The sequence below is a fragment of the Halomonas lysinitropha genome (assembly GCF_902500215.1).
Classification (GTDB): domain Bacteria; phylum Pseudomonadota; class Gammaproteobacteria; order Pseudomonadales; family Halomonadaceae; genus Halomonas; species Halomonas lysinitropha.
In genome coordinates this window covers 252,060-278,081 of record NZ_CABVOU010000046.1, presented here as the reverse complement: position 1 = coordinate 278,081, position 26,022 = coordinate 252,060, and the positions used below count along the sequence as shown (strand labels likewise).

At 64.9% G+C, this 26,022-nt stretch carries 23 protein-coding genes; 12 read left to right on the top strand and 11 right to left on the bottom strand.

Translation table 11 applies throughout. The features are described from left to right. Window positions 1-44: 44 nt before the first annotated feature. From hisI to HALO32_RS17185, 5 genes are all read right to left on the bottom strand, one after another. Window positions 45-485 (bottom strand): phosphoribosyl-AMP cyclohydrolase, encoded by a 441-nt coding sequence (gene hisI, locus HALO32_RS17205; protein WP_151445117.1) that lies wholly within the window; start codon window positions 483-485, stop codon window positions 45-47. Next, on the bottom strand, window positions 482-955 hold the full coding sequence (locus tag HALO32_RS17200; RefSeq protein ID WP_151445116.1) for a transcriptional repressor: 474 nt from the start codon (window positions 953-955) through the stop codon (window positions 482-484). The genes hisI and HALO32_RS17200 overlap by 4 nt, the downstream gene beginning before the upstream one ends. Before the next feature lie 74 nt (window positions 956-1,029). Continuing rightward, window positions 1,030-1,992: an alpha-L-glutamate ligase-like protein gene (locus HALO32_RS17195; RefSeq protein WP_151445115.1), complete on the bottom strand. Its 963-nt coding sequence runs from the start codon at window positions 1,990-1,992 to the stop codon at window positions 1,030-1,032. Window positions 1,993-1,996: 4 nt separating this feature from the next. Continuing rightward, a complete protein-coding gene (locus HALO32_RS17190; protein WP_151445114.1) occupies window positions 1,997-3,502 on the bottom strand; it encodes a UUP1 family membrane protein in 1,506 nt (501 codons plus the stop codon). Window positions 3,503-3,545: 43 nt separating this feature from the next. Next, window positions 3,546-4,394 carry an ATP-dependent zinc protease family protein gene (locus tag HALO32_RS17185; protein WP_151445113.1) on the bottom strand — a complete coding sequence of 283 codons (849 nt, stop codon included), beginning with the start codon at window positions 4,392-4,394 and terminating at the stop codon, window positions 3,546-3,548. 283 nt (window positions 4,395-4,677) lie between these two features. On the opposite strand from HALO32_RS17185, the gene HALO32_RS17180 reads away from it, so the two are divergent. Then, window positions 4,678-5,220: a DUF3833 domain-containing protein gene (locus HALO32_RS17180; protein ID WP_151445112.1), complete on the top strand. Its 543-nt coding sequence runs from the start codon at window positions 4,678-4,680 to the stop codon at window positions 5,218-5,220. Window positions 5,221-5,282: 62 nt separating this feature from the next. Here the strand turns inward: HALO32_RS17180 and HALO32_RS17175 are convergent, their stop codons facing one another. The 4 genes from HALO32_RS17175 to gorA all read right to left on the bottom strand — a co-directional run bounded on the left by HALO32_RS17175 (window position 5,283) and on the right by gorA (window position 9,331). Further along, entirely contained in the window at window positions 5,283-5,693 is a 411-nt protein-coding gene (locus HALO32_RS17175) for an ectoine synthase (protein ID WP_151445111.1), read from the bottom strand. Window positions 5,694-5,783: 90 nt separating this feature from the next. Next, window positions 5,784-7,049 (bottom strand): diaminobutyrate--2-oxoglutarate transaminase, encoded by a 1,266-nt coding sequence (gene ectB / locus HALO32_RS17170; RefSeq protein ID WP_151445110.1) that lies wholly within the window; start codon window positions 7,047-7,049, stop codon window positions 5,784-5,786. 116 nt (window positions 7,050-7,165) lie between these two features. Then, window positions 7,166-7,744 carry a diaminobutyrate acetyltransferase gene (ectA, locus tag HALO32_RS17165; RefSeq protein ID WP_151445109.1) on the bottom strand — a complete coding sequence of 193 codons (579 nt, stop codon included), beginning with the start codon at window positions 7,742-7,744 and terminating at the stop codon, window positions 7,166-7,168. A gap of 225 nt (window positions 7,745-7,969) precedes the next feature. Further along, window positions 7,970-9,331, bottom strand: coding sequence for a glutathione-disulfide reductase (gene gorA, locus HALO32_RS17160; RefSeq protein WP_225810124.1), 1,362 nt, complete (start codon window positions 9,329-9,331; stop codon window positions 7,970-7,972). Between the two features lie 166 nt (window positions 9,332-9,497). On the opposite strand from gorA, the gene can reads away from it, so the two are divergent. From can to HALO32_RS17105, 11 genes are all read left to right on the top strand, one after another. Beyond that, window positions 9,498-10,148, top strand: coding sequence for a carbonate dehydratase (can, locus tag HALO32_RS17155; RefSeq protein ID WP_151445108.1), 651 nt, complete (start codon window positions 9,498-9,500; stop codon window positions 10,146-10,148). 147 nt (window positions 10,149-10,295) lie between these two features. Next, window positions 10,296-11,870 (top strand): ABC transporter substrate-binding protein, encoded by a 1,575-nt coding sequence (locus HALO32_RS17150; protein WP_151445107.1) that lies wholly within the window; start codon window positions 10,296-10,298, stop codon window positions 11,868-11,870. A gap of 106 nt (window positions 11,871-11,976) precedes the next feature. Beyond that, window positions 11,977-13,023, top strand: coding sequence for an ABC transporter permease (locus HALO32_RS17145; RefSeq protein ID WP_151445106.1), 1,047 nt, complete (start codon window positions 11,977-11,979; stop codon window positions 13,021-13,023). Next, window positions 13,020-13,964, top strand: a complete 945-nt coding sequence (locus HALO32_RS17140; RefSeq protein WP_151445105.1) for an ABC transporter permease — start codon at window positions 13,020-13,022, stop codon at window positions 13,962-13,964. Before HALO32_RS17145 ends, HALO32_RS17140 begins: the two co-directional genes overlap by 4 nt. A gap of 3 nt (window positions 13,965-13,967) precedes the next feature. Then, window positions 13,968-14,987: an ABC transporter ATP-binding protein gene (locus HALO32_RS17135; protein WP_151445104.1), complete on the top strand. Its 1,020-nt coding sequence runs from the start codon at window positions 13,968-13,970 to the stop codon at window positions 14,985-14,987. Further along, window positions 14,987-16,051, top strand: coding sequence for an ABC transporter ATP-binding protein (locus tag HALO32_RS17130; RefSeq protein WP_151445103.1), 1,065 nt, complete (start codon window positions 14,987-14,989; stop codon window positions 16,049-16,051). The genes HALO32_RS17135 and HALO32_RS17130 overlap by 1 nt, the downstream gene beginning before the upstream one ends. 64 nt (window positions 16,052-16,115) lie before the next feature. Beyond that, window positions 16,116-17,066: a LysR family transcriptional regulator gene (locus HALO32_RS17125; protein ID WP_151445102.1), complete on the top strand. Its 951-nt coding sequence runs from the start codon at window positions 16,116-16,118 to the stop codon at window positions 17,064-17,066. Then, entirely contained in the window at window positions 17,063-18,382 is a 1,320-nt protein-coding gene (gene pepQ / locus HALO32_RS17120; RefSeq protein WP_151445101.1) for a Xaa-Pro dipeptidase, read from the top strand. Before HALO32_RS17125 ends, pepQ begins: the two co-directional genes overlap by 4 nt. A 7-nt stretch (window positions 18,383-18,389) precedes the next feature. After that, a complete protein-coding gene (locus tag HALO32_RS17115; protein WP_151445100.1) occupies window positions 18,390-19,457 on the top strand; it encodes a hydrolase in 1,068 nt (355 codons plus the stop codon). Between the two features lie 188 nt (window positions 19,458-19,645). Next, window positions 19,646-20,272, top strand: a complete 627-nt coding sequence (locus HALO32_RS17110) for a ferritin family protein (RefSeq protein WP_151445099.1) — start codon at window positions 19,646-19,648, stop codon at window positions 20,270-20,272. 232 nt (window positions 20,273-20,504) lie between these two features. Continuing rightward, on the top strand, window positions 20,505-21,251 hold the full coding sequence (locus tag HALO32_RS17105; protein ID WP_151445098.1) for a Crp/Fnr family transcriptional regulator: 747 nt from the start codon (window positions 20,505-20,507) through the stop codon (window positions 21,249-21,251). Window positions 21,252-21,254: 3 nt separating this feature from the next. On the opposite strand, the gene msrA is transcribed toward HALO32_RS17105, so the two are convergent. Together msrA and tamB are read right to left on the bottom strand one after the other, a co-directional pair. After that, window positions 21,255-21,869, bottom strand: a complete 615-nt coding sequence (gene msrA / locus HALO32_RS17100) for a peptide-methionine (S)-S-oxide reductase MsrA (RefSeq protein WP_151445097.1) — start codon at window positions 21,867-21,869, stop codon at window positions 21,255-21,257. A 43-nt stretch (window positions 21,870-21,912) separates the two neighbouring features. Then, the gene (gene tamB, locus HALO32_RS17095) at window positions 21,913-26,016 is read right to left on the bottom strand and encodes an autotransporter assembly complex protein TamB (RefSeq protein WP_151445096.1); all 4,104 of its coding nucleotides are present in this window, start codon (window positions 26,014-26,016) and stop codon (window positions 21,913-21,915) included. Window positions 26,017-26,022 lie beyond the last annotated feature (6 nt).

Here is a 26,022-nt window from a genome sequence, read left to right as displayed (position 1 = left end):
AGGCGAAATAGCCTATGGATCCCCGCAGCCAGGCAGGACACGCCTCAGCCCTTGCCGTAGAGCGTATCGGGGTCGATCAGCGGGTCGCTGGCAATGCGCGCCTCGTCGCCCTCCAGCGCCACGTAGAAACAGCTGCGCCGGCCGCTGTGGCAGGCGGGCCCCGTCTGGTCCACCTGCAGCAGCAGGGTGTCACCGTCGCAGTCCAGCGCCGCGCTCTTGAGATCCTGTTGCTGGCCGGAGCTTTCGCCCTTGCGCCACAGCTGGCCCCGTGAGCGCGACCAGTAGCAGACCCGGCCGGTCCGCAGGGTCTCTTCCAGGGCCTTGCGGTTCATCCAGGCCATCATCAGCACCTCGCCGCTGTCATGCTGCTGGGCGATGGCCGGGATCAGGCCGTCGGCGTTGAAGCGAATGGCGTCGAGGATCCCGGCCAGGGGGAAGCGGCTGTCGCCGGGAGCGCGTTCGAGGCTCTTGAAGGGATCGCTCATGGAAACTCCGCGGAAACGGCAGGGGCCTCGGAGGCCTGTCGGCAGGTGTCACACTGGCCCAGCAACTCGATGGTCTGCCGCTGGACCTCGAAACCCAGCCCCCTGGCGTGTCGTGCCAGGTGGTCATTGATCTCGTCCAGGTGCAGCTCCTCGACTCGGCCACAGAGGCGACAGATCAGCAGCTGGAAGCCGTGTGCATGCTCGGGACAGGGGCAGGCCACATAGGCGTTGAGAGACTCGATGCGGTGCACCAGCCCCTGGTCGATGAGAAACTCCAGGGCACGATAGACGGTAGGAGGCCGTGCCGCGGCGTGCTCCGCGGCCAGGCGGTCGAGCAGGTCGTAGGCCTTCAGGCTGCCGGGGGCGTCAGCGATCATCTCCAGCACCCGTCGACGAATCGGCGTGAAGCGCGCACCGCGCTGCTGGCACTGCCGCTCGGCCTGTCGAATCATGTCGCGGGGATCGGTCATGGCACCCGGGGCGATGGCTGGGAGGAAGCGCCATTCTACGCGCCGGGCCGGCGAGGGGCCAGCCGCGGGCGCTGTCAGGCCGTCTCGCGCAGCTCGCTGGAGCGGGCGAAATGATGCTGGGCAAAGGCGACCCTTTCCTCGGGCGCGACGCCCTCGGGCTGGCGTTCGATCAGGTCGAGCCGGGAGCGCAGCCCCTCGCCGTTGGCCATCTGGATCGCCAGCCCCGGGCGGGCGTTGAGCTCTAGCAGCATGGGACCGTGATCCCGGTCAAGGACCATGTCGGTACCGAGATACCCGAGCCCGGTCATCTCGAAGCAGCCGGCGGCCAGCCTCAGCAGCGAGCCCCAGTCGCTGATCTGCAGGCTGGCGAGCTCATGGCCGGTATCCGGATGGTCGTGGCGCCTGCGGTCGAATTGCACCCCCCGGATCGCGCAGCCGCTGTCGATATCGATGCCCACTCCCACGGCCCCCTGGTGCAGGTTGGCCTTGCCGTCGGAGGCGGCGGTAGAGAGGCGCATCATCGCCATTACCGGATAGCCCTGGAAGACGATGACCCGAATGTCCGGTACCCCCTCATAGGTGTACTCGGAGAAGGACTCGTCGAAGTTGATCAGCGCCTCGATCAGGGCCACGTCCGGTGAGCCCCCCAGGGAGTAGAGTCCGGAGAGGATATTGGAGACATGGCGCTCCACGTCGCCGAGGGTCAGCTGGGCGCCGCTGGGCTTGATGAAACGACCGCCTTCGACCCGCTCGATGACCAGGATGCCCTTGCCACCGCTGCCCTTGGCCGGCTTGATCACGAAGCCGTGGTGACCGCTCAGCATGGTACCGATATGCTTGACGCCGAACTGGGTGGTCACGGTGCCGATCAGCGCCGGCGTAGTGATGCCGTACTTCTGGGCCAGCAACTTGGTCTGGAGCTTGTCGTCCACCAGGGGATAGAGTCGTCGGCTGTTGTAGCGGCCAATGTAGCGGATGTTGCGCCGGTTCATGCCGATGATGCCCTTGGCACGCAGGCGGGCGGGGGTTGTCCACATGGGGTCAGTCCTCCGTGACCGGCTTGAAGCGGCGCAATTCGAGCAGACGATATCCCGTGTAATTGCCAAGCAGCAGGATCAGCGCCATCAGGATCAGCTGGACCCCGAGGAAGTTGAAGGTGATGTGGCGGATCCAGGGGTTGTTCATCGCCAGATAGGCCAGCACCGCAGTGAGCAGGCTTCCGCCCCCTTGAATCAGGACCTGCTTGGGGCCTTCCTCCTCCCAGAGGATCGACATCCGCTCGATGGTCCAGGAGAGGATGATCATCGGGAAGAAGGTGATGGTCAGGCCCGCATTGAGCCCGAAGCGGTAGGAAAGCACCGAGAAGACCGAGATGATGGCGATGACCGTGATGATCACCGCCGTCACTCGCGCCACCAGCAGCAGGTTCAGGTAGGAGAGGTAGTTGCGGATCACCAGGCCCACGGCGACCACCAGCAGGAAGCCGACCAACCCGGTGATCAGCGTGGTCTGGATGAAGGCCAGGGCGATCAGCACGGGCATGAAGGTACCCGAGGTCTTGATGCCAACCAGCACCCGCAGGATCACCACCATCAGGGCGCCGATGGGGATCAGCAGGATGGTCTGGAACAACGCCTGGTCCTCCAGTGGCAAGCTGTGGATGGAGAAGTTGATCAGGGTATCGTCGGCCAGCTGGCTGCGCATCGCCGCCGCCGCCGACTGGTTGCGGGAGAGCATCGAGAAGTTGATGCGCGAGTTGCTGCCGCCCTGGACCTCGAGCACCGCCTGCCCGGCGGACTCCCAGAGCAGCATGTTGTCCGGCCGACCGCGGGTCCCGGTGCGGGGGTCGAACAGCACCCACTCCTGGTCATCGAAGACCTGGATCCAGGACGTCAGGCTCTGGCGCCGGCGGCCGTGCTCCAGGAGCAGGCCGCTGACCTCGCGGGCCGGCACGCCGGCCTGGTTGAGCAGGCGCACCAGCAGCGGGGTACGATCGAACTGGGTCAGCAGCAGGCGGGCATTCTCGCCCTGGCGCTCCTCGGTGAAGTCGGTGATCAGCTCGCGGGCGAAGGTGACGGGGTCGGCGCTGCGTGACCAGGCCCGCTCGATCACCTGACTGGCCGCGGTGTCATAGGGCGACTCCCAGACGATGTCGCGGCGCAGGGGAGGGGATTCGATCTGCGGATTGCGCGACTCCGGGGCGACCAGTGCCTGGACGTTGTAATAGAGCTGCTGATCGCCCATCGCCTCGCGCGTGGACCACTCCGCGCGGCGAACGCCGTTCTCCTCGAGAAAAGCCAGCCCGTAGGCGGGCGAGGCGGTGTGTTCCGTCAGGATGCGATACCCCTGCTGGCTCGAGGGCAGCGCCATGTTGACCTTGACCGGCCCGCCATCGGCGGTGAAGTTGACCTGGGCCTCAACCTCCCAGACCTGACGCTGCTCGCCGGGCGTCCAGGGGACCTCGAACTGCACGTGCCGGTGGATGCTCAGGGCGACGCCGGCCACCAGCAGGAAGGCGACGATCAGGTAGAAGGGCAGTCGTGACATGGGTCTTCCTTGAGGGAGCTTGAGTCAGGCGAGGTGACGAGCGTCACTCATCCGCTTCTTCATCACGTTCAGCGGCCTCGTCGTCGGCGGCTTCCTCTGCCGGACGCCCGCCCGGGTACTCGGGACGGTCATGGAGGTACTGCTCGGCGACATCGATGACGGCGATGTCCATCAGGAAACGGCGACCCAGCAGGACCGGATAGTCCAGGTGAGAACGGTCATTGAGGGTGAACTGCACCGCCTCGCGCAGCGGCCCCAGGATCATCAGCAGGCTGATCACCGGGCGCGAATCCTCGCCCGAGGCCTGGATGATGCGCACGCGGCGCTCCACCGGCACCTCGATCCACTCGTCGCGCACGCTGTCGACCACGCTGTCGTCCTCGTTGAGCCCGAGCTTGAAGCGCACCCAGTTCTCGCCGTCGCGCTCGAAGCGGGTGATCTCGGTGGCCGACAGCGACGAGGTGGTGGCACCGGAGTCGATGCGCGCCTTGAGGTAGGTACCGACACCGGGCAGGCCGATCCACTCGCTGCGCCCCAGGACCTCCTTGTTGTCCAGCTGCGCCTGGCTGTCGCTGCACTCGCGGGTCGCATCGGGCTGGTCGTCGGGGCGGCGGAGCTGCGCCAGGTCGCCCCTGAGCTGCCGCAGCAGGCTGCCGACCTCACGCACATCGGCCGACAGGGCCTGCTGGCGGTGCAGCTGCTGGTCGAGCCGGGCCTGCTGGCCGGCCGCGCAGCTGTCGGTGACGGCGCCTTCCAGCCGGTCGATGCGTACCTGAAACTCCGAGCTGGTGACGGGCGGCGGCGCAGGATCGCGGTCGGGCAGCAGGGTGCAGCCGCTCAACAGCAGGGTGACAAGAAGCAGAGTGCCGGCGGACGGCAGGCAATGGCGCATGAACAGGGCTCGAACATCAGGACGATGCGTGATGATAAGGAGTCGCCGACAGCCTTGTCCAACGTCGACGGGGCGCGACAGCATGATTATAGCCGGCCTCGGCAGATTTACCTATGGCCATGATTTAACATAATATACATTATACGAACCATAAGTAGTGTGCCATTTCAGTCCCCTGATGCCCGCCCTATGCATCTCCTCATCAACACGCTACACCTCGGGATGGCGTCGGCATGGTGAATCCGCTAGCATTTTCTATACAAAACCTTTAAAGGAAATGTACATGTACAGGAAATGGCTCCCTCGCCTGGCCTTGCTGATGCTCTTCCTCGGCCTGCTGGCCGGCTGCGGTAGTGTCGCTATCGACCGCTATGCGGGCACCACCCCGCGCCTCGACATCGGCGAATACTTCGATGGTTCGACCCGTGCCTGGGGAATGGTGCAGGATTACAGCGGCGAGGTGCAGCGCCGCTTCACCGTGGAGATCGATGGACGACTCGAGGGCAACACCCTGACCCTGGACGAACGCTTCACCTATGACGACGGCGAGACCGATCGCCGCATCTGGACCTTCGAGCGTCAGGGCGAGGATCGCTGGATCGGCAACGCCAATGATGTGGAGGGTCCGGTTGAGGCACGCCAGGCTGGCCACGCCTTTACCATGCGCTACCGGCTGCCCGTCGAGGTCTCGGGCCGCGAAATCACCTTCACCCTGGACGACTGGATGTACCTGCAGCCCGACGGGCGGTTGATCAACCGCACGGCGATGAAGAAATTTGGGGTCACCCTGGCCGAGATCACCATCATTTTCGACCAGACGCGCTGACTATAACGCCCTCGACTCGCAGGAGCCGGGGGCGTCGGAGGATTGTCTCGACCGGCGATTGATCAGAGCGGCTTCTTGTCGTCGGCCTCGGCCGGCGCATAGGAGCCGTCTTCGCGATGCACCTCATGGCCGGTCAGGCCAGGCGTGAAAACGCAGGCCAGATGCATGGTCTTGCTAGCACGCAGAAGGTGCTCGTCATGCTGGTCGAGAATGTAGATGTCGCCCGGCTTGATCGGCCAGATCTTGCCGTCGGCCAGTGTCTCGACTTCGCCTTCCCCTTCCATGCAGAACACGGCTTCGAAGTGATGCTTGTAGTGGATGTGGGTCTCGGTACCCTCGTAGATGCGAGTGATATGAAAGGAGCAGTCGCCGCCGTCATCGGCAAGTGACAGACGCGTGCTGTCCCAGTTGCCGTTCTCGGCCTTCACCAGACGGTCGGTCTTGCGTGCATCATCGAGATTGCGAACGATCATGATTGATCTCCATTAGTGTCAGTAACAAAGCGGCCGCTTCCTGCCGGCCGGTCGATGACTGTGCCACCCAAGGGCGACATCCTTAGACTATCAGCTAAGCGCCTGCCTGGTGCTGGTCTCGAGAATATCGAGGCCCTCGTTCAGCTCTTCGTCAGTGATGGTCAGCGGACATAGGCATTTGACCACCTCGCCGTCCTGGCCGCTAGTCTCGATGATCAGCCCGTTCTCGAAGGCCTTGTGGGTAATCTTGTCGGCGATATCGCCGCTACCTACATCGATGCCGCGCATCAAGCCACGGCCGCGCTCTGAGGCCTCGATACCTAACTCCTTAATGACGCCGGCAATCGTCTGGAAGCGCTTGGCCACTATCTCTCCCTTGCGCGCCACATCCTGGGCCAGTGCATCATCACTCCAGTAGTGGCGCAGCGCGGCGGCCGCGGTAGTGAAGGCCAGCGCGAAACCGCGGAAAGTGCCGTTATACTGGCCCGGTTTCCAGATATCGAGTTCGGGGCGCATCAGCACCTGGGAAAACGGCAAGCCCAGGCCGGAGAGCGACTTGGAGTTGGTGACGATATCGGGAACGACGTCGGCGTGTTCGAAGCTGAAGAACTTGCCGGTGCGGCCGCAGCCGGCCTGGATGTCGTCGACGATCAGCAGGATGTCGTGGGCGCGACAGATGCTCTCGAGGCGTTTTAGCCAATCGAGGCCGGCGACATTGATGCCGCCCTCGCCCTGCACGGTCTCGACGATCACACCGGCCGGGATGTCCAGGCCGCCGGACTTGTCGCCAAGCAGCTTCTCGAAGTAGTCCAGGGTGTCGGCACCGTCGCCCAGGTAGCCGTCAAAGGGCAGGAAGCTGCCGCCGACCGTCGGCACCCCGCCGGTGGCCTCGCGGAACTTGCGGTTACCGGTAGTCGCCAGTGCCCCCATGGTCACGCCATGGAAACCGTTGGTGAAGGTCACAATATTGTGACGGCCCTTGGCATTGCGAGCCAGACGAATGGCCGCCTCGACGGCGTTGGTGCCGGTCGGTCCCGGGAACTGGACCTTGTAGTCCAGGCCGCGCGGTTTGAGGATCACCTCATCGAGGGCGTCGAGGTAGTCGCGCTTGGCGGCCGTCCAGAAATCCAGGCCGTGAATGATGTTGTCTTCGGCCAGGTAGTCGAGCAGCGCCTGCTTGATCTTCGGGTTGTTGTGGCCATAGTTCAGGGTGCCGGCACCGGCCAGGAAATCGATGTACTGGCGACCGTCCTCGTCGGTCAGACGGGCATTCCGGGCCTTGGTGAACACGACCGGAAAGGAGCGGGAATAGGTCCGGACTTCGGACTCCATGCGTTCGAGGATCTGGGTCTGCATGTGCGACCTCCTGTTAGCAATAGAATAGAATAGATTCGAGACGCGGCGAGAGCGCGACTGAAGGGGTGAGGGGAAACCTGCCACCTGAATAAGGTAGGTCCAAGGAAGAGCAGCGCTCAGATACGATCGGCCTGGAAGGGACCGATGCGTACGAGATTTTCCGGATCGTGCTCGCCACCGAGCTGGTCGGTGGAAAAATACTCGCGACTGTTGAGGGGCGCCTGCCAGCGTTCGGCAAGCCGCCGGAACAGGCCCCACGACGCCTGGTTATCGGGAGTGATGGTGGTCTCGAGGTGGTGGACCTCGGCCATTTCCGGACGGGTCATCACGGCTTCTGCCAGGCGCCGTGCCAGGCCCGTGCCGCGTGCCTTCTCGCCGACCGCCACCTGCCACAGGAAATAGGTATCGGGGGCATTGCTCTTCACGTAGCCAGAGACGAAGCCGACGATCTCGCCCTCCTCATTGGTGGCCACGGCACAGCTGTCGCGGAACTGGGTCGCCAGCAGCAGATAGGCATAGGCGGAATTGACGTCCAGCGGAGGGCAGGACTTGACCAGTTCGTAGATCCCCCAACCGTCATCGGGATTGGGCTTGCGGATGAACAGCGGATAGGCGTCATGACCCACCACGGCATCAGCGACAGTAGGACGGGCAAGTTCGGCGGAGGGTGTAAAGGGCTCGGTGGTCGTGTTCATTATCATGGTTCGCTGTAGCGAATTCAGGAGCAATCATACCAGCGGCATACCGGCAATTCAAAACCATGATTATCCTGGCATCGCCCATCCATAATGGAAAATTATGTTACGCCGTCCGTTTCCGCCAGTCGTGCCGCTTCCTTTCGAGCATAGCCCACGGCGATAACGTCGGGATAACAAAATGCAGCGGGCCAACCCCGTGACTGACCCGCTGCGGCGAGAACGTCAGGACCGGGTTGGCACGCGCATGGTGACGAATTCTTCGGCGCCGGTGGGATGGATGCCCACGGTGGCATCGAAGTCGGCCTTGGTAAGCCCTGCACGCACGGCCACGGCAATGCCCTGGATCACCTCGCCGGCCTCTTCACCCACCATATGGGCCCCCACCACCACATCACTCGCGTCGTCGACGATCAGCTTCATCAAGCAGCGCTCGCTGCTGCCGGACAACGTGTGCTTCATGGGTCGGAAGTCGGCGACATAGATGCGGATCTCGCCACAGGTTTCACGGGCCTGCTCCTCGGAAAGCCCCACGGTGCCGATATTGGGATGACAGAACACTGCCGTGGGGATGTTGCGATAGTCCAGGGGCACCGGCTCGGCCTCGTCGAAATGGTACCTGACCAGCTGCATGGCCTCGGCGAGTGCCACCGGGGTCAGTTCGGGCCCGCCGGTCACATCACCCAGGGCAAGGATCGAGGGCGTGGAGGTCTCGAAGCGCTCGTTGACATGCAGGTGACCGCTATCGGTAAGCGCGATGTCGAGACGATCCAGGCCCAGGCCCTCGAGGTGAGGTCGGCGGCCAGTGGCGGATAGAACTGTATCCACTTCCAGATGTTCGCCATTGGTAAGGCTCACCCGCAAGCCACCCTCGACCTTCTCTATCGAAGCGATGTTGGTGTTGAAGTGCAGCTGGACACCCTTCTTGGCCATCTCGTCGCGGGTGAACTCCCGCACCTGCTGGTCGAAGCCGCGCAGGAACAGATCACCGCGGTAGACCAGGTGGGCATCGCTGCCCAGGCCATTGAAGATGCTGGCGAACTCCACGGCGATATAGCCGCCGCCAAGCACCAGGAAACGCTCGGGAAAGGTCGCGAGATCAAATACCCGATTGGAATCGACCACATGCTCCTTGCCCGGGAAATCGGGCACCCAGGGCCATCCCCCCACTGCGACCAGGATCTTCTCGGCGCTGATCGTCTCGCCGTTGACCGCGACATGGTGTGCGTCCTCCACCAGGGCACGGCCGTTGATCAGGCGCACCCCGGACGTATCCAGCAGTCGTCCATAGATGTCGTTGAGCCGCTTGATCTCGCTTATCTTGTTGTCGCGCAACGTGGTCCATTCGAAGCGCGGGGCCTCGGGCAGGTGCCAGCCAAAGCCGCCGGCATCCTCGAAGGCCTCGTGGAAATGCGCCGCATAGGAATAGAGTTTCTTGGGCACGCAGCCCACGTTGACGCAGGTCCCACCCAGGTAGCGCTCCTCCGCCACGGCGACCCGCGCGCCGGTGCTGGCGGCGGTACGGGCGGCACGTACGCCACCGGAACCTGCCCCGATAACGAACAGGTCATAGTCGAAGTCTGACACGCAAATCTCCTGTCGATGGGGCGAGCCGCGCTCGGCCCGCCTGGGAATCTCGAGGTGGATCATACCAGCCGAGACGACGCCCCGGGAGAGCAGTTGACCGCCCCGGCAGGCAGGGTTAAAAGGGGCCACAGCCTCATACCCCTGTCGAATTTTCCGGAGGATTTGCATGAAGCGCGAGATCGAGACACTGCTGGCCAATAACCGCAGCTGGGCCGAGAAGATGTGCCGCGACGATCCGGACTACTTCGCACGCCTGGCCCGCCAGCAGAGCCCCGAGTACCTCTGGATCGGCTGCTCCGACTCCCGGGTACCGGCCAACCAGATCATCGACCTGCCGCCGGGCGAGGTCTTCGTCCATCGCAATGTTGCCAACCTGCTCCACCACAACGACATGAATGCCCTGTCGGTGGTCCAGTTCGCCGTGGACGTGCTGAATGTCCGTCACATCATGGTGGTCGGTCACTATGGCTGCGGCGGCGTGCGGGCGGCCGTCGTCGGCGGCGAGTGCGGCATGGTGGACTACTGGCTGCATTCTGTCCGCGAGCTGTACAGTCTCCACCGTGATGCCCTGGAAGCGCTCCCGCTCGATGAGCAGGTCGACCGCATGTGCGAGCTCAACGTCGAAGCCCAGGTCAATAATCTCTGCCGGACCAAGATCATCCAGCGCGCCTGGCAGCGCGGCCAGTCACTCTCTGTCCATGGCTGGGTCTATGGTCTGAGTGACGGCCGGGTTTCCGATCTCGACTGCAGCGTCCATGGCCTCGACCAGGTCGCCACCCTCTATCGTATTGATCGCGTCGCGCCCACCGGGGACTGAGTCAGGCCACTCACCCTGGGGTTCATTCACCATGCGCATGAACGCTGTCACAATTTCGATTGTGCCTTCGTGCCCGGTCTCACTATGTTGTTACCTGGACCTTCATGGTCTCGCACCAACAACAAGTCAACCGGCATGGAACGACACATGACTCTCAAGAAGACCCTGCTGGCGAGCGTGATCGGCGCCGCCATGACCACCGCTGTGCTGCCCACCGTCGCCAGCGCCGAGACAACCCTGCGCATGGCCTATGATGCCGACCCGGTATCGCTGGACATTCATGAGCAGCTCTCCGGCGGCATCCTGCAGCTCTCCCACATGACGCATGACCCTCTGGTGCGCTGGAACAAGGACCTCTCCTTCGAACCGCGCCTGGCCACCGCCTGGGAACAGGTCGACGACACCACCATGCGCATGACGCTGCGCGACGATGTGGAATTCCACAGCGGCAATGCGTTCAGCGCCGAGGACGTCGTGTGGACCGTCGAGCGCCTCAAGCGCAGCCCGGACTTCAAGGCGATCTTCGAGCCCATCGAGAGCGTCACGGCAGTCGACGAGACCACGGTGGAGTTCAAGACCACCGACCCGTACCCGCTGCTGCTCAACCTCGCCACCTATATCTTCCCCATGGACAGCACGTTCTACAGCGGCACCGCCGAGGATGGTGACCCCAAGGACGAGATCGTCAAGAACGGTAATTCCTTCGCCTCGGCCAACCTCTCCGGTACCGGCCCCTTCACGGTGGTCGAGCACCAGAAGGGCAACCGCATGGAATTCGAGCGCTTCGACGGCTACTGGGACGAGCAATCGCCGGGCAACGTGGACCGTATCGTGCACACGCCGATCAGCGAGAACGCCACCCGCGTGGCCGCCCTGCTCTCCGGCGATGTGGACTTCATCGCCCCGGTGCCGCCCAACGACCTGGACCGGGTACGCGAGGACGAGGATGTCCAGCTGGTTACCATGTCCGGCACGCGGATCATCTTCTTCCACATGAACCAGGAGCGCGTCGACGCCTTCCAGGATCCCCGTGTGCGCCAGGCCTTCGCCTATGCCGTCAATCAGGAGGCCATCGCCGACCGCCTGATGAAGGGCTTTGCCACCCCGGCGGCGCAGTTCTCCCCGCAAGGCTACGCCGGCCATGTGGCAGACCTCGAGCTGCGCCATGACCTCGAAAAGGCCCAGCAGCTGATGGCGGATGCCGGCCATGGAGACGGCTTCGAGATCTCCATGATGGCGCCCAACAACCGCTACGTGAACGATGCCAAGATCGCTCAGGCGGTGGCCGCCATGCTGGCGCGCATCAACGTCACGGTAGACCTCAAGACCCTGCCCAAGGCCCAGTACTGGGGCGAGTACGATGACCGCGCAGCGGACATGATGATGATCGGCTGGCATTCCGACACCGAGGATAGCGCCAACTTCCACGAGTATCTGACGGCCTGCCCGGATGCCGATACCGGCGCCGGCCAGTACAACGCCGGTAACTACTGCAACCCCGAGCTCGACAAGCTGGTGGCCGAGGCCAACCTGGAAGTCGATCTCGAGAAGCGGGCCCAGATGCTGCAGCAGGTCGAGCAGACCCTGTATGAGGAAGCTGCCGTCGTGCCCCTGCACTGGCAGGACCTGGCCTGGGCCTCGGCGGATAACGTCAATATCGAGCCGATCCTCAACGTGATGAACTTCCCCTATCTCGGGGACCTGGTCATCGAGGAAGAGTAAACCTCCCCGCGCCGGCCCCGCGTGGGCCGGCCATCCCAAACCCTGACCCCTGCGACGCGCTCGGCCAACGAGGGCGTCGTCGCGTGTTGCACACCGGACGCAAGCCATGATCGCCTTCCTGATCAAGCGCCTCTTTCATGCCCTGCTGGTGATGTTCATCATCAGCGTCATTGCCTTCGCTATCCAGGACAACCTGGGCGACCCCATCCAGCAGATGGTCGGCCAGTCGGTTCCGGAGAGCGAACGCGAGATTCTGCGCGAGCAGCTGGGTCTCAACGACCCTTTCCTGATCCAGTATCTGCGCTTTGCGGGTAATGCCCTGCAGCTGGATTTCGGCTACTCCTACATCTTCAATCAGCCGACCACCGAGGTGATCCTGCGCCACCTCCCGGCAACGCTGGAACTGGTATTTTCCACCACCCTGCTGATCGTTCTGCTCTCGGTGCCGATCGGCGTCTACAGCGCCATCAGGCCCCGCGCCTGGCTATCGCGCTTCTTCATGGGAGTGTCGATCATCGGCATCTCCATCCCGGTCTTTCTCACCGCCATCATGCTGATCCAGCTGTTTGCCATCGGAGTGAGCTGGTCCCCCTTCCCCGCCGATACCGGCTGGGGGGCGTGGCTCAACGACCTGATCACCACCGAGGGCGGCATGCCGGCCTACGGGCGTGGTGATCCAGTGCCCGTCTTCGGTACCTGGGCCACCAATTTCGCCTCACTCGAGGGCCTCACCTACCTGGTGCTGCCCACGGTCTCCCTGGCCTCGATCATGCTGCCACTGTTCATCCGCCTGATCCGCGCCGAGATGCTCGAGGTCCTGCAGTCGGAGTACGTGAAATTCGCTCGCGCCAAGGGGATCTCGCTGCGCCGCATCTACTTCCTGCATGCCCTGAAGAACACCATGCTCCCGGTGATCACCATGGGCGGGGTGCAGATCGGTACCCTGGTGGCCTACACCATCCTCACCGAGACGGTCTTCCAGTGGCCGGGCATGGGACTGATGTTCCTCAACGCCATCCAGCGCTCCGACGTGCCGCTGATCATCACCTACCTGATGATCGTGGGACTGATCTTCGTGATCACCAATACGCTGGTCGACCTCATCTATGGCCTGGTCAATCCCACCGTCAAGCTGACAGGGAAACCCGCATGACAACCACCACGACACCCCAGGTAGCAAGCCGCTGGTCGCGCTTTCGCAGCTCCTACCTGCTCTACAGTTTCAAGCGTGACCTCGTTGCCCAGCTGAGTCTTGTGGTCTTCATTGCCCTGGTCGCCGTGGCCGTTCTGGCCCCGTGGCTGGCGCCCATGAATCCCTATGACCTGGCGCAAATCGACATCATGTCCTCCGAGCTGCCGCCCTTCTGGATCGAGGGCAGCGACCCGGCCTACCCGGTAGGCACCGACGCTCAGGGCCGTGACATGCTCTCCACGATCCTCTATGGCGCCCGAGTGTCACTGATCATCGGCTTCGGTGCGGTGGCCCTCCAGGCAATACTGGGGGTCAGCTTCGGGCTGCTCGCCGGCTATCTGGGAGGGCGCGTGGATGCCTTCCTGATGCGCCTGGCCGATATCCAGCTGTCATTCTCCACCCTGATGGTGGCCATCGTGGTGGGTGCCCTGGTCAAGGCGATCTTCGGTGGCGCCACCTTCAGCGCCTACGCGGTGCCGCTGCTGGTATTGATCATCGGCCTGGCCGAATGGCCCCAGTACGCGCGTACCGTGCGCGCCTCGGTGCTGGCCGAGCGCCACAAGGAGTACGTTGATGCGGCGCGGGTGATGGGCTTCACCAGCCGGCGGATCATGTTCCGCCATATTCTGCCCAATACCCTCTCGCCGATCTTCGTCATCTCCACGGTCCAGGTGGCCAATGCCATCATCGCCGAAGCTGCCCTCTCCTTTCTGGGCCTGGGCATGCCCGAGACGCAGCCGTCGCTGGGCTCGCTGATCAAGTCCGGTTTCGACTACCTGCAGTCGGGCTCCTGGTGGATCACGCTGATCCCCGGCCTGGTGCTGGTAGTGCTGGTGCTGGTGATCAACCTGCTGGGTGACTGGCTACGCGACGTCCTCAATCCGCGACTCTACAAGGGCTGATCCATGCCACTCCTCGACGTCAACCATCTCGATGTGCGCTTCGCCCTTCGCCGCGGCGATGTTCAGGCATTGCGCGATGTCAGTTTCAGCCTGGAGCGCGGCGAACGCCTGGGCATCGTGGGCGAGTCCGGCGCCGGCAAGTCGGTGGCGGCCTTCAGCCTGCTCAACCTGATCGCCAAGCCGGGCTATATCGCCGGTGGCAGCATCCATTTCGACGGCCAAGACCTGACCCAGATGAGCGACCGGGCGCTGCGTCACGTGCGCGGTCACCGCATGTCGATGATCTTCCAGGATCCGATGATGACCCTGAACCCGGTGCTCTCCATCGGCGAGCAGATGGTCGAATGCCTGAAGGCCCACCGGCGGATCTCGAGCCGGGAAGCCAGGGCGATCGCCTTGCGCAAGCTCGAGCATGTGCAGATCCCCTCGCCTTCGGCACGCCTCGACCAGTACCCCCACGAGCTCTCCGGGGGCATGCGCCAGCGGGTGATCATTGCCATTGCCCTGCTGCTCGACCCCGACATCATCATCGCCGACGAGCCCACCACCGCGCTGGATGTGACCATCCAGGCCGAGATCATGGCCTTGCTGCTGGAGCTCTGCGAGCAGCACAACGTCGGCCTGATCCTGATCACCCACGATCTGGGCGTGGTCAGCCAGGTCACCCAGCGCATGCTGGTGATGTACGCCGGTCGGGTGATCGAGCAGGGTCCGACCCGGGAAATCATCAACGATCCTCAGCATCCCTATACCCAGGGGTTGATCAACGCCCTGCCCCAGATGGCCACCCCGGGCAGTCGACTGAACCAGATCCCCGGCAGCATGCCCTCGCTGGACAACCTGCCGACAGGCTGCGCCTTCCATCCGCGCTGCGGCTTCATCGACCGCGCCGACGGCACGACCCGGCGCGCCTGTATCGATGAGGTTCCCGGCTTCGTGACCTCCGGCAACTGCCGGGTCGCCTGCCACATGGTGGCCGAGATGCTCGAGCGTGAACGCATCCCGGCCGAGGAGATTCGCTGATGAATGCGACCACCCAAGCCAAGACCCAAGCCCCTGCCCAGGTCTCCGACGCGGCGGCCCCGCTGCTGGAAATCCGCGGCGTGGTGAAGCGCTTTTCGCTCTCCGGGGATTTCCTCGAGCAGTTGAAGTTCAAGCGTGGCAGGATCGTTAGAGAACAGAAACATGTGCATGCCATCAACGGCGTTGACCTGGATATCCAGCGCGGCGAGGCGCTCTGCGTGGTCGGTGAATCCGGCTGCGGCAAGTCCACGGTGGCACGTACCGTCATGGGCCTGCTCCATCCCAGTGCCGGTGAGGTGCACTATGACGGCCAGCGCATCGACGATCTTTCCCACAAGGCGTTGATGCCCTACCGCCGTCGCATGCAGATGATCTTCCAGAATCCCTATGCCTCCCTCAATCCGCGGATGACCATCCAGCAGACCCTGGAGGAGCCGATTCGCCTTCACCATCCGGACTGGACACCTCAGCGCATCAAGCAGCAGGTCGCCGACGTGATGGCTTCGGTGGGCATCGCGGCTGACTGGGGCGGGCGCTATGGCCACGAGTTCTCGGGCGGGCAGCGTCAGCGCATTGCCATCGCCCGTGCCCTGGCGGTGGACCCGGAGTTCATCGTTGCCGACGAGCCGATCTCGGCGCTGGATGTGTCGATCCAGGCTCAGGTGCTGAACCTGCTGATGGAGGCCCAGCAGCAGCGCAATCTGACCTACCTGTTCATCACCCATGACCTGGCGGTGGTCGAGCACTTCGGTACCCGGGTGGCGGTGATGTATCTCGGGCGGGTCTGTGAGATAGCACCGACGGCGACGCTCTTCGCCCGACCGCGACACCCCTATACGCAGGCCTTGATGTCGGCCATCCCGCGTCTCGAGGACGACCGACCCCAGCATATTCGCCTGGAAGGCGAGGTGCCCACGCCGGTCGATCTGCCCTCAGGCTGCGTCTTCCATGGGCGCTGCCCCCACGTCAACGACCGCTGCCGGCGTGAGATCCCGAGCCTGATCGCCACCGATGATGGGGGCCAGGTGGCCTGTCACGCCGTGGAAGAGGGGCGCATCGACTGATGCCCATTGCGGTATGGCACAATGCCGGGGCCGACACACGGCTCCGGTACCCACGAGGAGCGACATGGAACTGCGCTGGCTGGAAGACTTCATCGCCCTGGCTCGGACCCGGCATTTCTCCCGCGCGGCGGATGAACAGAACGTCACCCAGCCGACCTTCTCGCGGCGCATCAAACTGCTCGAGGAGGAGATGGGCACTACCCTGATCAACCGCCAGACCCTGCCGCTATCGCTGACCCCGGCCGGCGAAGAATTTCTCGGCCTCTGCCAGGAGGTCACCCGCCGGGTGGCAGCGACCCGGCAGCGCTTGGTCCACCTCGCCGAGGAGCAGGCCGGCCAGCTGCGCCTGGCGGCGCCGCAGAGTCTGCTGGCGAAATTCCTCCCGCAGTGGCTCGCCGGTTGGGCCTCACCCCCTCCGTTGACGCCCTACCTGCGAGCCACCAGCTGGCTGGCCAGCGACTTTTTCGAGGCCCTGGCCCGCGAGGAGTGCGATCTGGTGCTCTGCTACTGGCCGCAGGGCGCCTGCCCGCTTATGCCCGAGAGCGAGGGACTCGAACACCGCTGCCTGGGCACGGAGCGGATGATCCCGATCTCGCTGCCCGAGGCCGACGGCCGCCCACGCTTCAATCTGGAAGCCAGGTCATGCGGCACGTTACCGCTGATCGCCTACCACCCTCGCGGTCTGATCGATCTGGCGCTGCGCAGCCACCTGGAACACCTGCCTGCAGCACCCCACTTCCAGGTGCTTCACGAAAGCATCCAGAGCGGTAATATTCGCGAACTGGTCGGCCTGGGCTATGGTCTGGGCTGGCTGCCCGAGCGCACCGTGCGCGGCGACCTGGTCGCCGGCCGGCTTGTGCGGGCCGGCGATACACGCTGGGAGGTTCCCCTGGAGATCCGTCTCTACCGCCGTCGCGGTCACACGCAGCCCGCCCTCGAAGCCCTCTGGGAGGCACTATCCAACGGCACGGCTCAGCGTTACCCCATGTCCATTTCATCAACGGAGCCCCCATGACCGGAGCTGACACGTCCTCGTCCACCGCCTCCCTTCAACGGGACCACCTGGTGGCTCTCCAACAGGCCTACGGCGACGTTCTGGCGCAACTGGGGCTGGATGGGGTTCTGCTCTACAGCGGCCACCCTCGCCCCCACTTCGCCGACGACCAGGAGGCAAGCTTCGCCGCCTTTGGCCATTTCATGCACTGGACCGGCCAGGCCGATCTGGCGCGCAGCTGGCTGCTGATCCGCCCGGGCGAGCGACCGAGACTCAAGGTCCATGCCCCGGACGATTTCTGGCACCTGCCTGCCCGCCTGCCCGACGAGGCCTGGATGGAGGCCTTCGAGGTCGAGATGGGCCGCGACGACGCCCCGCCCACCCTGCCGGCCGGCCGTTTCGCGGTGCTCGGTGACGTATCAGTGGCGCTCGCCGAGTCGCTCGGCGCTACCTGCAATCCGACAGATCTGTTGGGCGCACTGGACGAGCGCCGGGTGCGCAAGAGTGACTACGAGATCCAGTGTCTGCGAGGCGCCAACCAGCAGGCGATGGCCGGCCATCGTGCAGCGCGACGCACCTTTCTGGCGGGTGGCGCCGAACTCGATGTTCAGCTCGCCTACCTGGGAGCCTCCCGCCAGCGCGAAACGGCGCTGCCCTATGCCAGCATCGTGGGGGTCAATGCCCATGGCGGTGTGCTCCACTACCAGCATTACGACGCCGTTCCCCCCGCCAGGCAGCGCAGCCTGCTGCTCGACGCCGGCCATCGCTACCGGGGCTATTGTGCCGACATTACCCGCACCTGGGCCGGGCCCGACGCCGATCCCGCCTTCGCCCCGCTGATCCAGGGCCTCAGGGCACTGCAGATCCGGCTGGTCGAGGCCCTGGCGCCGGGTGTCGACTATGTCGGCCTGCACCAGCGGCTGCACCAGGGTCTGGGGCAGCTGCTGGCCGACCAGGGTCTGGTGCACTGTTCGCCCGAGGCGGCGGTGGCCCAGGGCATCACCCGAGCCTTCTGCCCCCATGGCCTGGGCCATTCGCTGGGCCTGCAGGTTCACGACGTGGCCGGCCGGGTGGACGGGGCGGGTCGGCCCCTGCCGCCCCCCGAAACGGACCCTGCCCTGCGCCTGACCCGGGAACTGGAGGCCGGCATGGTGGTCACCATGGAACCCGGCCTCTACGTGATCCCCATGTTGCTGGCACCGCTGAGGGAGGGCACGGCGAGCCGCGACATCGACTGGCCGCTCGTCAACCGCCTGGCCGACCACGGCGGCATCCGCATCGAGGACAATGTGGCGATCAACTCCACCGGCCACGACAACCTCACTCCGCCGGAGTGACGCCCCGATGGACGCGATCTGGAACGCTGCCGACTTTCACCCCCCGCGGGGGCTCGCCAACCGGCACATCCAGACGCTGCTGCCTCGCTGCCTGCCGCGACCGGCGATTGACGCCGAGACCGAGATCCTCGAGCTGCCGGACGGGGATTTCGTCGAGCTGGCCTGGGCACGACCGCAGCCCGAACGGGCGGACGCCCCCATCCTGGTGCTCTTCCACGGGCTCGAGGGGTCGCTGGATTCGCCCTACGCCCGACAGCTGCTGGACACCGCCGCCAAGTTTGGCTGGCGAGCGCTGCTCATGCACTTTCGCGGGTGCGGGGCCTCGCCCAACCGGCTGCCCCGGGCCTATCACAGCGGCGATACCGCGGATGCCTACTGGCTGATCGGCGAGCTGGCCCATCGCTATCCCCGCGCCTTCAAGGTCGCCGCCGGCGTCTCCCTCGGCGGTAACATGCTGGTCAAGCTGATTGCCGAACAGGGCGGCGACGGCCTCGATCTGGCGGGGGCCATCGTGATAAGCGCCCCCCTGGACCTTTCGGCTTGCGCCGATACCCTGCACCACGGCATCGCCCGAATCTACGAGCGCCATCTGCTTGGCTCGCTGAAGCGCAAGATGGCCCCTCGCCTGTCCAGAGGCGAGCTGCCGCTTTCGATCACCCTGCAGGCGCTCGAGGCCCTGGAGAGCCTGCGTGACTACGACGAGGCCGTGACGGCCCCGCTGCACGGTTTCGATGGCGCCGAGGACTACTACCGCCGTGCCGCCGCCGGCCCGCTGCTGGACGAGATCGAGATACCGACGCTCGTCCTGCATGCCGACGATGACCCCTTCATGCCGCCGGGGTTGTTCGCGAGGCTGCCGATACCGTCCCCGTCGGTGCGAGTGGAGATCGCCCGGCATGGCGGGCATGTGGGCTTCGTGGAGTGGCGCCAGGGGCGCCTGCAGAGCTGGCTGGCCCGGCGGGTCGGCCAGCAGCTCGTCGACTGGCAGTCCACGGCGAGGATCCTCGCTGCACCGCGAGGGCCTCACCAGGCCGATGCTTCCTCGCGCATGAGCCTGAAGCGGGGAAAACCGTGAAGGCCGTCCCGTCGCGGGACTTGATCTGGATCAGGAAAGGCAATAAATCATGGCGTTGTTAACCCAGGTTGGCAGACCGCTGCGACGTTGCTGCCTAGTCTCAGCGGAAAACAGGCCGCATGACCGCCGCCGGATACGTTGCCCCATGTCCGGTGACGTCTCCATCAATAACAACGAGGTGACATATCGTGAGCTTGCCAAGCATCAATGACCGCATCGACCCTCTCGCCACGCCGCCGAGTCCGCAGCCCGGTGAGATCGCCCTGACCGAGGATGTCCTCGGTCAGGCCAACGGCCATGAGCACCATGCGTACCACCGATATCGCTGGCTCTCCCTGCGTTTCCTGACCTACAGCATCGGAATAAGCCGACTCATGCAGGCCCTCGCCGAGGAGAGCCGGCAGCGGATCCAGGCGCTGATCGAACAGTCGTCACAGCTGACGTTCTCTCAGCCGGTCGCTCGAGCGACGGACTGGGAGCCCCCCAGCCTGCCCTCTCAATCCCACTTCTTCATCCTCGATGATGCCGGAGCCGCCCAGGCGATCAGCCTCGCCCTGCTCGAGGAGTGGCAGTCGCGGCGCTTCTACGAGCGCCTTCATGCCGACAACGGCACGCCCCAGCTGGATGGCCATTTAAAGAGCTGCATCGGTCAGGCCCAGGCACAGTTCCAGGTCCTCAAGGAAGCCGAATGGCTACTGCCAACCCCGCCCCGCGAACATCAGGAGATGTACTGGACAGCCCTCCGATACGCCTCGAGCAGCGAGGCCGCAAACGGGCATCGTCCTCGGCCGGGACACCCGGACTCCCCCCGCTGATCGGGTATTCACTGAGCAAGCATCTGACGCGTGGCCTGTCCTGACCATGAGGTGACAGGCCACGATACTCAATGGCATATCACGATGCACAATGGCATTTACGGCTACACTGGTAGCAGAAGATGCAAACCACCTGGTTCCGGCATGATCCTACAGGCACGTTATTATCGACACCCATCATCGTACTACCCTCTCCGCCAAGCACGAAGAACTTACCCTGCTTCAGAGAACCATGGCGCGACATGTGGACTTGAGCGCCTCGGATAAAGACCTGCTGGCGGGGTTCGAGCAGAGCCCGCAATCCATCGACAAGAAAACGCTACTCTGGCGCGCCCACGCCAAAGTTGGCGAACTCTACCTTCTGCAGAGTGGATGGGCCATCACCCTTCGCCTCTCCCGGGATGGCGAGCAGCAAGTGATAGAATTGCTGTTGCCCGGTGATATCGTCGGGCTCGGAGAATTCACCTTCATGAAGCACGTGAGCGACGCCAACATGGTGACTCAAGGTACGGTCGTGCCCTTTCCCCACGAGAATATCGTCGATATCATCTCGGCCTCCACGTCCATCGCGATCGCCCTGTTTGCCAATATCAGCCGCCAGCAGGCCCTCGTCACAGAGCGAATGCTGATCGCCCATCATCGCAGCGCGCGCTCGCGGCTACTGCATTTCATCATCGAAACCTTCTTTCGTCTCGACAAGATACATCATGTCGATCTGGCGGCATTCGCGTTTCCGGTTTCCCAACGACTGCTGGCCAACATACTGGGCCTGTCGCCGGTACACATCAACCGCCTTCTCAAGACCCTCGAGCAGGACGGGATACTCAAGAAGTTTCGCGGCCATATCGCGGTCTACGACGCGAAGCGAATGTTCGAGGAAGCCGAATTCGACACCGATTATCTGGGCGATGAAATGGACGGCCTGACGGAAAGGCTGGCCCAGCTCCAGCATGGCGCTGCGTCGGCGAACGGGCCGTGACGCTCAGCCCAGCGGACAGCTGACGCCGGTGCCCTTCAGGCCACAATAGCCGCCGGGGTTCTTTGCCAGGTACTGCTGATGATACTCCTCGGCGTAATAGAAGGCCTCGAGAGGCTCGATCTCGGTAGTGACCTCCCCCTTTCCGCTACGCGACAGTGACGAGGCATAGGCCTCCAGACTGCGCTGGGCCGTCTCGCGCTGTGCTGGCGTGGTGGTGAGGATAATCGAGCGGTATTGACTGCCGATATCATTGCCCTGGCGATGGCCCTGGGTCGGGTCATGGGCTTCCCAGAACACCCTCAGCAGGGTTTCCAGGTCGATTTCACGAGGATCGAAGACCACCCGCACCACCTCGGCATGACCTGTCCGGCCGCTGCAGGTCTCCTCGTAGGTGGGGTTTGGCGTCACGCCGCCGGCGTAGCCCACGGCGGTGACATGGACGCCCGGCAGCTGCCAGAAGAGCCGTTCGGCTCCCCAGAAACATCCCATTCCCAGCACGATCTCCTCCATGCCTTCGGGCCAGGGCGGCTGCATGGCATGGCCGTTGACCAGATGGATCCCGCTGATCGGAATTGGCGTATCGCGTCCTTCAAGAGCATGGTCGGGGGACAGTGGCATGGCGTTGACTCCATCGTTTTGTGAAATGTAAATCTGACCTGCCTCACGGGGACGGCGGATCGCCCGGCAGGCTGAAACTGTAGACCAGGTCGACCGCCTGGGAAGCCCCGGAGACCGCCTCGAGATAGAGGTTGCGCCACAGCTGATAGCGCAGGGTGATCTCGGCGATGGGCGAAAAGACACCCACCCCGTAGCCGATGCTCAGGCGGTCGGTGAGGTTGCCGGAGACCACGACCTGACTCTCCTCCCCTGCCCCGGCGGTATCGAGGCTCAGGTCATCGATGCCGAAGGCTTCGCCGATGGCGCCCACGGCCCCCCCAGTCTGACCCAGGGTAATCCCGATCAGTGCCGAGGTCAGGGCCCCATCGGCGCCACCGCTGCTGTCCGGGGCACGCCCGCGCAGCAGGTAAGAGAGCGCACTGGCTTCGTCCATGGCCGGTTCCGAGAAGATCTCGAGGCTTGGTGAATCGGCCGAGCCGCTGACGCGCAGACCGGCAATCACCTCGTCCTGGGTGGCCGCCGGATTGCGGATCGCCTCGAAATCGAGCAGTGGCTGACCCGGCGGTCCACTGAAGAACAGGATCCCCTCACGGATCACCAGGTCCTGCCCGAAGGCCTTGAAGCGACCGTCGTCCAGACTGACGTCACCGAACAACTGGACGGGTCCGTTCTGTTGGCGTACCTCGAGATTGCCCGAGAGCTTGGACGTCAGCCCGTAAGCTTCGAGCTGCATGTCCGGTCCCAGCGACAGCGTGATCAGGATATCCGTGGCCATGCCGGCACGCGCCATGGCCTCGGCCGTGGTCTCCCCCGTTTCGTCCTCTCCCGCGCCGGCGCGCTGCGCAGCCGCTTTTCGCTCCGCTTCAGCCTCGGCCTCAGCGGCGCGCTGGTCCTGCTCCTCGGTGATGATCACTTCATCGGGGCTCGGCGCCTCGGCCGACGAGGGCACCTCTCCCACCTCGAGTCGCGCCCAGGGAATATCGACCGTGCCTCGGACTCTGAGCCGCTCGGGGGTGGCGCGGATTCTCAGATCCGGTGCCAGGCGCAGACGCCCGAACTCGGGCAGGACCGCCAACAGGGGGTCATCGACGGCCCGCAGGTCGACGGCGGCCTGCCAGCTGCCGCCGCCGGACCATCGAGCATTGCCCCCGATCTGCAGGCGTCCCTCGTCAGCGGCCAGGAAGCCGTCGATGTCAGCCCGATCACCGATCAGTTCGAGGACGAGTTCCCCGTCGCGAACCTCGAGCGGTAAATCCAGACCGCCGGCCTTCAGCCCCGAGAGAGCGAGCCGACCATCCAGCCGTGGTGTCTCGCGGTTGCCGGTGATGCGAATATCACCGTCCAGGCCCCCCTCCAAAGCCTCCAGGCCGGTGGCCAGGGGACGATAGGGACCCAGGCGCAAGTCATCGATGCGCAGTTGGCCGTCGAGGGCGCCCACGGTCAAGGGCTCGTCGACGGCCAGGGCCAGGCGTACCTCGCCGCTGTCGGCCAGCCCCAGTACCAGATCGAGCTCCGCACGGGCCTCGCTCGCCGTCACCTCCAGACCCAGGCGGGTGCCGGGCACCGACCAGGGACGGCCGTAGGCATCCTCGCCAGTGACCTCGGCGCGGCTGTCGAGATCGGCGACCAGTTGCCAACGCGCCCCACCGGCCGACCAGCCGGCTTCGATGGATCCGGTGTTCTCGCCGCTGATACGCCACCCCGGCGGCATGGCAGCATCGGCCAGGTCCATGGGCAGGTCGCGGATCGCGAGCACGGCCCGACCGGCCTGGGCCGAGGCCTCCAGCGGCTCGGTCAGGCACACCTCGCCTCCCTGGCGGCGGGTCAGACAGAACGGTGAGACCCGCGCCGAGCCCGCAGGCAGGTCAGCATCGAAGGTCAGTGTCTCGGCGAGGCGGATATCACCGAATTCGCTGTCGACCTCCAGTGGCGACAAAGCCCCGCGATAGCGCTCACGAGCGCTGTCGAGTCCGCCCTCCAGGGCCAGGACCAGCCGCGACAGCGGCAAGTCATCGCCGCCCTGGGCGGCCAGGCGCAGGCGGTGTTCCGAGAGTCGCCCGTCGAGGTCCAGGGTAAGGCGGTCGAGACGCTGCTCGCCGGCCTCCACGCGGCCGACCTCCAGGGCCAGCGCCAGGTCGGGGTCCTCCAGCCCGGCGACCTGTGCCGTCAGGTCGAGGGACGCCACGGTATTGTCAGCGAAGGCCAGCGATCGGCCCGTCAGCGTGAGATCGAGCTCCGGGGCTTCAAGGCTGCCGGCCGTGGTGAAGCGCCCGGCCAGATTGCCGCCGAGGTCGGGGTAGAGGCTTTCCAGCGCGGGCATGTCCAGGTCGCCGGCCAGATCCAGGGCCTGACGGCTTACCCGCCCGGCCAGGCTGAGCCGATTGGCGCCCTGACGAAAGTCGAGGGTTTCGACGTCCCAGCGCATCTCGCTATCACCGGCGAGGACGGCCTCGAGGCTCAGTGGCCGGTCGTCCAGCACGCCCTGGATATCCAGCGCCGGCACCTCGAGTCGCCAGCCCGCGTCGTCCTGGACGAAGGCCAGCTCAGCCCCGCCACCCAGGCGCCCATCGAATCCCTCGACGAAGCGCCCGGGATCCAGATTATCCAGCGACAAGGTGGCCTCGACGTCCAGCCCGTCGCGCCAGGCGGCCTGGCCGCGGCTGACCAGCACGGCCCCTTGATGGTTGACCGACAACGGCGACCAGCGGAAGTGTTCGAGATCACCACTGCCACTGACCAGCAGGTCGGTGGGCGGCAGGTCCGGCCCCTGGGCATTGAGCGACACGCGGGTACGATAGTCGACCAGGCTGCCCTCCAGGTGCACCGCGAGGTCCTCGACCTGCCAGGGCTCGGCGGACGCTTCGCTCGCTTCTTCTCCCTTATCGACCGCCTCTTCTCCCCCCTCGGCCGGCGCGTCCGACTGGGGCGGTGCTTCCTGCGTCTCATCGACCGGCGTGACCTCGGCCCCGGGCAATGGCCACTGGAGGGCATCGCTTTCCAGTGAAGCGGTGAACGGCAGAGTCGGGTCGAGGGCGTCGAGGCGGGCCACCAGGTGGGCCTCGACGGGACCTCGAGTGGCCAGGTCGACCTCCAGATCGGCCAGGCTTCCGGCCAGGACAAGCTCGATACGCTCTCCCTGCAGCGCCGGCATCCGCTCCGGAAGGAAGAGATCAGCAGCCAGTCGGGCCTCCAGGGGATAGTCGTCACGAAGTGACAGACGGGCCATCAGCTCCGCATCGGCATCGGGCGTGGCAACTGCCAGGGTGTCGATCTCGACTTCCTGCCCGCGGGCCGTGAGGCGCAGCAGGAGCTCCTCCACGCCATACTCGACCGACCCGGCAATGGCGAAGTCCTCGATGGTGAGCTCGGGTACCTCCACGGCCATGGGCAGGGTCACGTCGGGCAGTTCGCGGCGTGGCTGCTCGTCGAGGGGCAGGTTGGCGAGGCCTTCCAGTTCGGCGGCAGCCTGGGCCGGTAGTCGAGAGCGCACGGCAATGGCCGCATCGATGGCCACCGCCGAGGGCCGCGCGCCCTCATGTTCGGCCTCGCTCAGGGCCAGGCGAGTGCCGGCAGAGAGCGGGAGGGTCAGCCGCGCACCGGCCAGCCGGGTGGGCAGCAGGGTCAGGGTGCTCTGCTCGGCCCGAACGCCGGTGGTGAAGGAGACCCAGGTCAGCTGTGTGCCATCGGCGAGTTGCAGGTTCACATCAACCAGCGAAAGCTCACGCAGTTCCACCGGCAACGGCAGGCGGATCTCCTCGAGTGCCGTTCCTGCGCCCTCCTCTGGCTCTGCCTCCGGCTCTGCGTCCGCTTCGGCCAGGCGGATATCGGCGCCTTCCACGGCCAGCCGGTCGAGACACAGCCGCCCCTGCAGGACGCACTCCTCGGACCAGGCCAGCTCGAAACGCGTCAGGGCGATACGGGCCGGCCCGGCCTTCAGACGAAGGTCATGCAGCACCAGGCGATCCAGCGGGGCGCCCTCCACGGCCCCGAGCTCGTAGAGACCGTGCTTGGCACCCTGTTCGAGCAGGACACCGGTGCCCCATGGGGAGAGCGCCAGGCCGAGCAGCAGCAGCACCAGGCCAATCAGCCAGATAGGCAGGACAATCAACAGTCGGGCCAGGGCCCAGGTCAATGCGCGGGTTCTCAAGATGCG